This window comes from Nocardioides sp., assembly GCF_035429765.1.
Taxonomy (GTDB): Bacteria; Actinomycetota; Actinomycetes; order Propionibacteriales; family Nocardioidaceae; genus Nocardioides.
The window spans coordinates 1-10,812 of sequence record NZ_DAOMFK010000107.1 but is presented as its reverse complement, the minus strand read 5'-3'; the positions used below and the strand labels follow the sequence as shown (position 1 = coordinate 10,812).

The window sequence follows — 10,812 nt, the reverse complement described above, 5'->3', positions numbered from 1 at the left end:
GCCTGCGCGACGCGGGCTTCGCGGTCCGCACGCTGGAGGGCCGCGACGCCGACGAGGCGCTGGACCTGGCCCGGGAGTGCGTGGCCGACGGCGTCGAGGCGCTGGTCGTGTGCGGGGGGGACGGGATCGCGCACCTCGGCGCCCAGGCGGTGGCCGGCACCGGGATCCCGCTGGGCCTGATCCCGGCCGGGACCGGCAACGACGTGGCCCGCTACTTCGACCTGCCCCGCAAGGACCCCGCCGCGGCCGCCGACCGGGTCATCGCCGGGCGCACCCGCACGGTCGACCTGGCCCGCAGCGGCTCGAGGTACTACGTGACGGTGCTGGCCGCAGGCTTCGACGCGGTGGTCAACGAGCGGGCCAACCAGATGACCTGGCCGACCGGCCAGATGCGCTACAACATCGCCACGCTCGCCGAGCTGCGCACGTTCTCACCCCTGTCCTACACCCTCGAGCTGGACGGGCGCAGCGTCGAGCTCGACGCCATGCTGGTGGCGGTGGGCAACGGCCCCTCGTTCGGCGGCGGACTGCGGATCACCGAGGGGGCGCTGCTCGACGACGGGATGCTGGACGTGGTGATCTTCCGCCCGATGAGCCGCCTGGGCCTGGTCCGGGCCTACCCGCGCCTGTTCAACGGCACCCACGTCACCCACCCGAAGTACGAGCACCACCTGGTCCGCCGGATCACGGTCGCCTCGCCCGGGATCGTCGCCTACGCCGACGGGGAGCGGTTCGGCGAGCTGCCGCTGACGGTGGAGTGCGCACCGGGCGCGCTCACGGTGCTCACGTGAGCGCGGAGGAGCCGACACCCGCCGAGCGGTACGCCGCGCACCGCAGGACGCAGCGGTACCCCGTGCTGCGTGAGTTCACCGGGCAGTACGGCTTCGACTTCGACGAGTTCCAGCTGCGCGGCTGCCGGGCGATCGAGGAGGGCCGCGGCGTACTCGTGGCCGCCCCGACGGGATCGGGCAAGACCGTGGTGGGGGAGTTCGCGGTCCACCTGGCCCTCGCCACGGGCCGCAAGTGCTTCTACACGGCCCCGATCAAGGCGTTGTCCAACCAGAAGTACGCCGACCTCGTCGACCGCTACGGAGCGGACCGGGTGGGCCTGCTCACCGGGGACAACACCGTCAACGGCGAGGCGCCGGTGGTCGTGATGACGACCGAGGTGCTGCGCAACATGCTCTACGCAGGCTCGCGGACCCTGCTGGGGCTGGGCTTCGTGGTGATGGACGAGGTCCACTACCTGGCCGACCGGATGCGCGGCGCGGTGTGGGAGGAGGTGATCATCCACCTGCCCGAGTCGGTGGCCCTGGTCTCCCTCTCGGCGACGGTCTCCAACGCCGAGGAGTTCGGCGAGTGGCTCGAGACGGTCCGCGGCGACACCGAGACGATCGTGGAGGAGCGGCGGCCCGTCCCCCTGTTCCAGCACGTCATGGTGGGCCGCCGGCTGCTGGACCTGTTCGCCTCCTCCGACGTCGACGCCGCGGCCGGGTTCGTCCGGGAAGGGGCACCCGTCAACGACCAGCTCGTCCGCATCGCCCGCGACGACTGGGCCTCCAGCCGGCTGATGCGCGACCGCAGGTCGTCGCGGAAGGGGCGTCCGGGATCCTCCCGCAACCCCCGCAACGTCGGCAACGGACGGCGGGTCTGGATCCCCGGCCGGACCGACGTCATCGACCGGCTGGACCGAGAGGGCCTGCTGCCGGCGATCGTGTTCATCTTCAGCCGGGCCGGCTGCGACGCCGCCGTTGCGCAGTGCCTGCAGGCGCACGTGCGCCTGACCACGCCCGAGGAGCGTGACGAGATCTTCGGGTTCGTCGAGGAGCGGTGCCGCCACCTGCCCGACGACGACCTGCACGCCCTGGGCTACCACGACTTCCTGGACGGGCTGACCCGCGGCGTCGCCGCCCACCACGCCGGGATGCTGCCGACGTTCAAGGAGTGCGTGGAGCAGCTGTTCGTGCGCGGGCTGTGCAAGGTCGTCTTCGCCACCGAGACCCTGGCCCTGGGCATCAACATGCCGGCCCGCACGGTGGTGATCGAGAAGCTCACCAAGTTCAACGGGGAGGTGCACGCCGACATCACCCCGGGGGAGTACACCCAGCTCACCGGCCGGGCCGGCCGTCGCGGGCTGGACGTCGAGGGCCACGCCGTGGTGCTCTGGCAGCCGGGCATGGACCCGCGCGAGCTGGCCGGTCTGGCCTCCACGCGGACCTACCCGCTGCGCTCGTCCTTCCGGCCGTCGTACAACATGGCGGTCAACCTCGTCCACCAGTACGGCCGGGAGCGGGCGCGCGCCCTCCTGGAGCTGTCCTTCGCCCAGTTCCAGGCCGACAAGGCGGTGGTCGGCCTGGCCCGGCAGCTCGGCAAGGCCGAGGACGCGCTGGCCGGCTACCTCGAGGCGGCCACCTGCGACCGGGGCGACTTCATGGCCTACGCCCGGCTCCGCCGCCGGATCTCGGAGGCCGAGAAGGGAGCGGCGCGGGGCCGGCGCGCGGACCGCCGGCAGCAGGTGCTGGCCTCGCTGGCCGCCCTGCGACCCGGTGACGTGATCCGCGTCCCGGCCGGGAAGTTCGCGGGGTACGCCGTGGTGCTCGACCCGGGGGCCGCCACCGACGAGCCCCGGCCGTCGGTGCTGACCCTCGGACGGCAGGCCCGGAGGCTGTCGCTCACCGACTTCCCGACCCCGGTGTCGGCCCTGACCAGGCTCAAGGTGCCCCGCGGGTTCAACCCCCGCAGCCCGCAGGCACGGCGGGACCTCGCGGCCGCACTCAGCAGCCGGACCCGGGACCTGCCGCCTCCGGAGCCGCCCGCCGGACGCGCGTCGGGCAGGGACAGCGCCGCCGACCACGAGATCGACGCGCTGCGCCGCGAGATGAAGGCACATCCCTGCCACCAGTGCCCCGACCGGGAGGACCACGCCCGGTGGGCCGAGCGGTGGTTCCGTCTCGAGCGGGACGCCGCCACCCTCACCCGCCGCGTCGAGCAGCGCACGAACACCGTCGCACGCACCTTCGACCGGGTCTGCGAGGTGCTCGAGACGCTCGGCTACCTCGACGGGGACACCGTCACCGCGCACGGACGCCACCTGATGCGGCTGTACTCGGACATGGACCTGGTCGCGGCCGAGGCGATGCGTCGCGGGCTGTGGGCGGGTCTCTCCACCTCCGAGCTCGCGGCCGCGCTGTCGGTGCTGGTGTACGAGGCCCGCCGCAGCGAGGAGGCCGGTGTCCGGGTCCCCGGAGGGCGCACCGGTGCGGTGGTGGAGGAGACTGCCCGGCTGTGGCAGGAGCTGTCCGGCGTCGAGCGCGACCACCGGCTCGACTTCCTGCGGGAGCCGGACCCGGGGTTCGCCTGGGCGGCCTGGCGCTGGGCCGAGGGCGACGACCTCGACGAGGTGCTCGGGGCGACGCAGCTGGCCGCCGGCGACTTCGTGCGCTGGGTCAAGCAGCTGGTCGACCTGGCCGGTCAGGTAGCCGACGCCGCGGGGGAGAGCGCCCTGCGCGAGGCGGCCCGGGACGTGGTCCTCGCCCTACGGCGGGGCGTGGTGGCCTACTCCTCGCTGGGCGACTGAGCCGCCGCAGCGAGGAGCAGGCCGCGCCCCCGGCTACCGCTTCCTGGTCACCGGCAGGTCGGTGTCGACCACGGTGACACCGGGCACCCGCTCGGCGGTCATCTCCGTGTGCACGCCCGCCCATCCCGGGGTGCGGCCCTTCACCGTGACCGTGTAGGACACCGTGTCACCGGGCACCGGGTCGGTCGAGGTGACCACCAGCGAGCCAGCCGGAAGGACCGCCTCCATGTCGCCCTCTCCGGCGGCGTTCTCCGCCCCCACCAGGAACGGCTGGCCGGCCGGGCTCGTCGGCGCGGCCCCGTACCCGTAGGAGATGTCCTGGGTGTTGCCCACCTGGATCCAGGTCTGGAACGCCCGCGCGTCGGTGGTGCCGTACACGAACACGTTCCACTGGAACACCAGCCAGGTGCTCACCCCGTCGGTGAGCGAGGCCACCCGCAGGCCCGGCGCGCCGGTACCGTTCAGGTCGGTCCAGAACGGCGCGAGCACGTTGTTCGGTGCCGCGGGCGATGGGCCGGTCGGCAGCGTGCAGCACTCGTTGTCGGCCGACGTACCGCCGCCGACGACGAGGTAGCCGTTGGAGAACGCCGAGATCCGGCTGGCCGGTGCCCCGTTGTAGGTGAACGTGGGCACGTCGAAGGTGACGATGTCCTCGTCGCCGAGGCCGGTCGGGGTGATCCCGAAGGCCTCGAGCGGGAGGTACCCGCCGCCCGGGGTGTCGCCCGGGTCGACCGACGGGATCCCGAGCGCCGCTCCGGCGAGCGTGACGACCTTCCGAGCGACCCCCTTCACCACGGTCGCGCCCGACGCCGAGACCAGCGTGAGCCGCTTGGAGGTGGAGGTGCGCAGCGAGACCTGCTGGTCGGCGAAGTCGTTGTTGGTCGCCGAGACCATGCAGGTGGCCGTGCGCCCCTTGGGCACGCTCGGCGCCGAGCAGGTCTGGTCGAGGCTGACCTTCCCCTGCTGACGGACGAACGCCACGGGGAGGTGAGCGGTGCCACGCTGGGTCTTGAGCAGCACGGTGGCGAACTGCTGCTCACCGACCGGTGCCGTGGAGCGGATGGTGATCTCCACGCTGGCGCTACCGCCGGCAGGGATCCTCACCTGCTTCGGGCTGAAGGAGATGCTCGTGCCGGCAGCGGTGGTCGCCCGCGGGTTCACCACGAGCTTGCCCTTGGTGACGTTGGTGAGCGTCCGGGTGGTGGTGATCCGGCCCGGCATCGTGGGAGCGTTGATCGACGGGATGTTGAGGTCGATCGCGTGCACCTCGTCCGGGGTGAGCGCCGCGAAGTTGGCGGCGGTGTCGGAGATCGTCAGCGGCGCCTTCATCGCCCGACCCACGTCGACCCGGCCCGAGCCCATGTCGAACGGGTCGGCCGGCGTGGTCTCGTCCTCCTTGACCACCGACGTCAGCGCCTGGGTCATGATCGCGGACTTGATCTGGCCCGGCGTCCAGTCCGGGTGCAGGGCGTTGAGCAGCAGGGCCACACCCGCGACGTGCGGTGAGGACATCGAGGTGCCGGCGATCGCCTGGTAGTACTCGCCGGGCGGACCGTCGGTCGAGACCTCCGGCGTCGGCGTCATCGCGGCCAGGATCTGCACCCCGGGTGCGGTGATGTCGGGCTTGACCACCGGACCGGCCGGGCCTCGCGAGGAGAACGCGGCCATCACGTCGCCCTTGCCGGCCTTGGCGGCACCGGCGGTGAACTGCCCGGTGATGCCGGTGTGGCTGCCGAGGAAGGCCACCAGGTCGGTCCCGTCGGCCACGTGGACCGCGGGCAGCCAGTGGTTGTCGGTCTCCACGTCGGCCAGCGTCGGGTTGTACAGGATCATCCCCGCAGCCCCGCCCTGCAGCACGTTGTAGCCCTTGTCGACCCGCGCGTTCGAGCCACGCCGGCAGACCACGATCGTGCCCGTGAAGGTGCCGGCCGCAGCGGGGGTGGTGCACAGCGCGTCGCCGTACGGCGCGGCGGCCGCCGAGACCACCGGCAGCGGGCCGGCGCCGGCGGTGATGCTGGCCCCGTCCACCTCGTAGGTGGCGCCGCCGTCCGCGGTCAGGGTCAGGTGCGAGGCGAACTCGCGGGTCTGCGTCGAGGCCGCCACCGTGGTGACCCACGGGGACAGGTGGTCGGTCGTGCTCGCCCCAGGACCGGAGTTGCCGGCCGAGGCCGCGACGAACACGCCCGCGTTGTAGGCGTCGAGGAAGGCGAGCTCGACCGGGTCGGTCATCGGCGAGCTGCCGCCGCTGATGGAGAAGTTGATGACCTTGACCCCGTCGAGGATCGCCTGCTCGACGGCCGCCGCGGAGTCGGAGGTGAAGCAGCCGTTCTCACCGCAGACGCGGTACTCCATCACCTGGGCGCCGGGCGCGACGCCGTTGATCCGCGACACAAGCGGGCCGAGCGTCTGGACGTCGTGCACGACGTTGCCGGCGGAGGTGGAGGCGGTGTGGGAGCCGTGCCCGCCCGAGTCACGGGCCAGGTCGGGGTACATGTAGCCGGTGCCGTAGACCAGGTCGTAGGTGTCGAGGTAGGCGGCGCCGCCGACGAGCTTGTTGTTGCACTCGAAGACGTCCACCCCCGGGGTCAGCGGGTTGTCGCCGAACTCGCAGGGGAGCGCAGGGCCGGTGTAGTCGGGCAGGTTGCCCTGGTCGGCGAAGGAGGGGTGCTCGGGCCACACGCCGGAGTCGAGGTTGCCCAGCAGCACGCCCTCACCGGCGTTGGCGCGGCTGTGCAGCGCGGAGTAGGCCGCGGGTGCGTTGATGAAGTCGGTGCTGGAGTCGGTCAGCGTCTTGTTCAGCGTGTCGCGCTGGACCGCGACGACGCCGGGCACCTTCAGGATCGTCCGGACCGAGTTGCCGGGCACGAACGCCGACACCCCGCCGTACACAACGCGGTAGGAGCGGGTGACCGTCGCGGTCGGCACCGCGTCGGTGATCTCGCTGGTGATCGCCTGCTCGCGGCTGGTGACGTAGCCGAGGTAGCGGGCGCTTGCGGCGCGCTGGGCGGTCAGCGCCCGGTCGGTGACGCTGGGGCTGGTGGCGGCGTACCCCTTGACGGTGCCGGTGTAGCTGGCGAGCGCGTCGTAGTCGTACTTGATCATCACGGGGATCTTCTTGGGGCTGCTGAGGCGCAGCAGCCCGGCCGGCGTCCGGGCCAGCTGGCTGCTCGTCGCCTTGTCGGCCTCTCCGCTGGAGACCTGGACCGGCTGGACCGCGGAGAGGCGGAGACCGTGGGTGTCGTCCTCCGCCGCCGAGGCGGAGACGGTGGTGAGACCGGCTGCCGCGAGCGCTACGACGGCGCTGGTGGCGGCGAGCCTGGCCAGTGACCTGCGGGTGTTGCGTGGCATGGGCATGTCCTCTGGTCGTGACGTGTGGCGGCCCCCGCACCTCGGGAGCCCGCACTGCCCCTGAACCTAGGGGGACTCCCCGGCGCACGGCAAGGGCCGATCGGTCAGTCCGGGACGCCGGCCGGGGCCGCGCCCCCACCTGCCAGCACCGCCAGCAGCCGCTCCACCGGGCTCTCCAGGCGCCAGCGCTGCGCGAGCTCGGCCAGCAGGGCCGGGTCCGGGGGCGTGCGGGGCAGGGCGGTGTCGACGTCGGGCAACGGCAGGTCACGGACGACCGCCACCACCCGGGGCGCGACCGCGAGGTAGTCCGCGGCGGCCTTGACCTTCCCGCGCGGGCCGGGTGCCAGGTCCGATCCCGGGTCGGCGGCAGCCGCCACCAGTCCGGCGACGTCGCCGAACCGGGCGAGCAGGGTCGCTGCGGTCTTCTCGCCGACCCCGGCGACGCCGGGCAACCCGTCGGAGGCGTCGCCCCGGAGCGTGGCGAAGTCGGCGTACTGGTGCGCCTCCACGGCGTACTTCTCGCGGACCACCGCGTTGGTGACCCGCTCGTGCCGGCCGACGCCGCGGGCGATGTAGAGGACTCGCACCTGCGTCTGGTCGTCGACCAGCTGGAAGAGGTCTCGGTCGCCGGTGACGATGTCCACGGGCATGGCCGCGCCGGTGGCCAGCGTGCCGATGACGTCGTCTGCCTCGTAGCCGTCCGCGCCGAGCACGCACAGCCCCAGGGCGTCGAGGACCTCGAGGATCACCGGGACCTGCACGGTGAGCGGGTCGGGGACCTCCTCGACGTCCGGCGCGGCGCCCGGTGTCTCCAGCTGCACCCGGTGGGCCTTGTACGTCGGGAGGAGGTCCACCCGCCACTGCGGACGCCAGTCGTTGTCCCAGGCGCAGACCAGGTGGCTGGGCCGGTACTCGGCGACCAGGCGGGTGATGAAGTCCAGCAGCCCGCGCACGGCGTTGACCGGCGTACCGTCGGCTGCGCGGATCTCCGGCACGCCGTAGAAGGCGCGGAAGTACATCGACGCGGTGTCCAGCACCATCAGTCGCTCGTCGGTCTCGGGCATCCCCGCAGGCTACCGCTGAGGAGCGTCCCGACCGGCTCCCCGCACGACTAGGGTGGGAGCCGTGGAAGAGATCGATCGCAAGATCCTCACCCTCCTGGCGGCGGACGGTCGGATGTCCTTCACCGATCTCGGCAAGGCGACCGGGCTGTCGACCTCCGCGGTCCACCAACGGGTCAAGCGGCTCGAGGCCCGGGGCCTGATCAAGGGGTACGGCGCGACCATCGACCACGAGCAGGTCGGCCTCCCGTTGACCGCGTTCGTGTCGGTGACCCCGATCGACCCCTCCGAGCCGGACGACTACCCCCGCCGGCTCAGCGACATCGCAGAGATCGAGTCCTGCTGGTCGGTGGCCGGCGAGGAGTCCTACATCCTCAAGGTCCGGGTGCCCACCCCGGCCGTGCTCGAGGACCTGCTCGCCCGGATCCGCGCGATCGCCAACGTCTCCACCCGGACCACGATCGTGCTCTCCACGCCGTACGAGAACCGCCCCGTGACGGGGTAGCCGGGTCTTGCCGGTTTCCCCGGGCGGCGAAACCGGCAGGTGGGCGGATCCCAGCCGGGGGTCAGTGGGCCTGGAGGGCGGCCAGCCGGCGGGAGGCCTCGGCGACCTCGGCGGCCTTGAGCGCGGACTCGTCGAGACGCCCGTGCTGCTCCCACCAGGCCTGGCCGGCGGCGGGCAGGGTGTGGATCGGGTCGTAGTACTCGTAGGTGCGGGTGAGCGCGTCGGTGTCGGCGGCCTCGATGGAGGTGCGGTAGTTCTTGGTCCAGTACGAGATACCGCGCTCGGTGTCGTAGGACGCCAGCTGGTGGACCCACCGCTTGCCGACGAACGGCACGTCGCACACGATCCGGGGAGTGGCGAAGCCCGGCAGGTAGCCCATCAAGTGGTGCTGGAGCCGCTGCGCGTCCGCGACCGAGACCCGCCAGTGCTCGGAGTAGGGGATCATGTCGCACATGTAGAAGTAGTAGGGCATGATCTGCGCCCCGTCGAGCAGCGCGAAGCAGAGGTCGAGCAGGGTGTGCGGGTCGGCGTTCACGCCGTTCATCAGCACGCCCTGGTTGCGTACGTCGCGGATGCCGGTGTCGAGCATCGTGCGGGTCGCCTTCGCGACCAGCGGCGTGACGGAGTTGGCGTGGTTGACGTGGGTGTGGATGGCCACCGACACCCCACGCGCGCGGGCAAGGGTCGCGACCCGGCCCATCCCGTCCACGACGTCGTCCTGCAGCCAGTGCTGCGGCAGCGCCATCAGCGCCTTGGTGGCCAGCCGGATGTCGCGGACGTTCTCGATCTCCAGCAGCGCGGTGAGGAACGCCTCGAGCCGGGGCCAGGGCATGTTGGCCACGTCGCCGCCGGAGACCACCACGTCGCGGACGGTGGGGGTACGACGCAGGTAGTCGAGCATCTCGCCGAGCCGGTCGGCGGGCTTGCCGGCGAACTTGAGCTTGTCGATGACCGGCGTGGAGTTGCCGACCAGGTCCATCCGGGTGCAGTGCCCGCAGTACTGCGGGCAGGTGGGCAGCAGCTCGGCCAGCACCTTCGTGGGATAGCGGTGGGTGAGCCCCTCGGTCACCCACATGTCGTGCTCGTGGAGCGAGTCACGCGTGGCGTGGGGGTGGGAGGGCCAGTCGGTACGCCGGTCGGAGAACACCGGGATCATGTAGCGGCGCACCGGGTCGGCGTAGAACGCCTCGGTGAGCGTCCCGGGCCCGGCCGGCTCCACGTCGGGCACCATCGTGTTCATCATCTGCGGCGGCACCAGCATCGACATCGTCGCGCGCTCGGCCTGGTCCCGCTCGAGGTCGGCGTAGAAGCGCTCGTCGACCAGGTCGCCGAGCAGCTCGCGCAGCTGGCGCACGTTCTTCACGCAGTGCGCGCGCTGCCACTGCACCGACTCCCACTCGGCGCTGGTGACCTCACGCCACCCGGGGAACCGGGTCCAGTCCGGCTCCACCAGCTCCACCCGACGGTAGGGGTAGGGCTGGGTGCGGTCCGGACCGAAGGCAGTCTCGATGCTCATGGCTGCTCCTGGGGAGGGTGGGTACGTCGGGCAGGCGCGCCGGTTGTGCGACGCGCAGGTTGTCTGACAGAGTAGGTGGAGAACATCCGGTTAGTCCAATGCTCGACCGGAGAATTTCTCGCGCATACCCCAGTTTAGATGGAGGACCGACGGTCGTGACCCGCTCGACGAGTGATCCCACCGGCCTGCACCGGGTCCTGGACGAGCGTCTGGTGCTCCCCCAGGCCGCCTGGGCGCTGGACACCCGTCGCGAGCTGTGGCCCGACGAGGTGCGGATCCGGGTCGAGCGGCTCAACCTCGATGCGGCCTCCTACCGCCAGCTCGAGCGCACCCACCGCGCCGCCGACGGCGGCGTCGACGGCGCGGCGATCCGCGCCGCGGTCCTCGACATCGTCGCGACCCGGGGCAAGATGCAGAACCCCGAGACCGGCTCGGGCGGCATGCTGGTCGGCACCGTGGAGGAGGTCGGCCCCGAGTCGCCCCTGGGCCTGCGGGTCGGGGACAGGGTCACCACCCTGGTCTCGCTCACCCTCACCCCGCTGGTGATCGAGGACGGCCTGGCCCGGTGGGACGGCCGCGGGGAGCAGGTGCCCTGCGAGGGGTACGCCGTGCTGTTCGGCCGCTCGATCGCCGCCGTCATCCCCGAGGACCTGCAGCCGGAGCTGAGCCTGGCGGTGATGGACGTGTGCGGCGCCCCCGCGCTGCCCCGCCGGGTGGTGGCCTCCTACGCCCGTCCGGTCGTCGCGGTGATCGGCGGAGCGGGCAAGTCGGGGTCGCTGAGCCTGGCGGCTCCCGCCGCCGCCGG

7 protein-coding genes are annotated in these 10,812 nt (G+C 72.2%); 4 read left to right on the top strand and 3 right to left on the bottom strand.

Going from position 1 to position 10,812, the window contains the following annotated elements:
- A partial coding sequence (locus PLP61_RS10875; RefSeq protein WP_324502733.1) for a YegS/Rv2252/BmrU family lipid kinase occupies nucleotides 1–791 on the top strand: 791 nt, incomplete at its 5' end.
- The gene (locus PLP61_RS10870) at nucleotides 788–3,577 is read left to right on the top strand and encodes a DEAD/DEAH box helicase (RefSeq protein WP_324502732.1); all 2,790 of its coding nucleotides are present in this window, start codon (nucleotides 788–790) and stop codon (nucleotides 3,575–3,577) included. The genes PLP61_RS10875 and PLP61_RS10870, both read left to right, overlap by 4 nt.
- Before the next feature lie 33 nt (nucleotides 3,578–3,610).
- On the opposite strand, the gene PLP61_RS10865 is transcribed toward PLP61_RS10870, so the two are convergent.
- Together PLP61_RS10865 and PLP61_RS10860 are read right to left on the bottom strand one after the other, a co-directional pair.
- Nucleotides 3,611–6,925 carry a S8 family serine peptidase gene (locus PLP61_RS10865; RefSeq protein ID WP_324502731.1) on the bottom strand — a complete coding sequence of 1,105 codons (3,315 nt, stop codon included), beginning with the start codon at nucleotides 6,923–6,925 and terminating at the stop codon, nucleotides 3,611–3,613.
- Between the two features lie 104 nt (nucleotides 6,926–7,029).
- On the bottom strand, nucleotides 7,030–7,989 hold the full coding sequence (locus tag PLP61_RS10860; RefSeq protein ID WP_324502730.1) for a 5'-3' exonuclease: 960 nt from the start codon (nucleotides 7,987–7,989) through the stop codon (nucleotides 7,030–7,032).
- Nucleotides 7,990–8,050: 61 nt separating this feature from the next.
- Here PLP61_RS10860 and PLP61_RS10855 point away from each other — a divergent pair, with 61 nt between their 5' ends.
- Nucleotides 8,051–8,491: an Lrp/AsnC family transcriptional regulator gene (locus PLP61_RS10855; protein ID WP_324502729.1), complete on the top strand. Its 441-nt coding sequence runs from the start codon at nucleotides 8,051–8,053 to the stop codon at nucleotides 8,489–8,491.
- 61 nt (nucleotides 8,492–8,552) lie between these two features.
- Here the strand turns inward: PLP61_RS10855 and PLP61_RS10850 are convergent, their stop codons facing one another.
- A complete protein-coding gene (locus PLP61_RS10850; protein ID WP_324502728.1) occupies nucleotides 8,553–10,007 on the bottom strand; it encodes a KamA family radical SAM protein in 1,455 nt (484 codons plus the stop codon).
- Between the two features lie 155 nt (nucleotides 10,008–10,162).
- On the opposite strand from PLP61_RS10850, the gene kdd reads away from it, so the two are divergent.
- Nucleotides 10,163–10,812: L-erythro-3,5-diaminohexanoate dehydrogenase (gene kdd / locus PLP61_RS10845; RefSeq protein WP_502889031.1), on the top strand; the 650-nt coding region annotated here is incomplete at its 3' end.

What these genes read in the sequence shown, in the direction of transcription:
- PLP61_RS10865 (WP_324502731.1), bottom strand. Translation starts at nt 6,925, where the DNA reads ATGCCACGCAACACCCGCAGGTCACTGGCCAGGCTCGCCGCCACCAGC.
- PLP61_RS10850 (WP_324502728.1), bottom strand. Translation starts at nt 10,007, where the DNA reads ATGAGCATCGAGACTGCCTTCGGTCCGGACCGCACCCAGCCCTACCCC.
- PLP61_RS10860 (WP_324502730.1), bottom strand. Translation starts at nt 7,989, where the DNA reads ATGCCCGAGACCGACGAGCGACTGATGGTGCTGGACACCGCGTCGATG.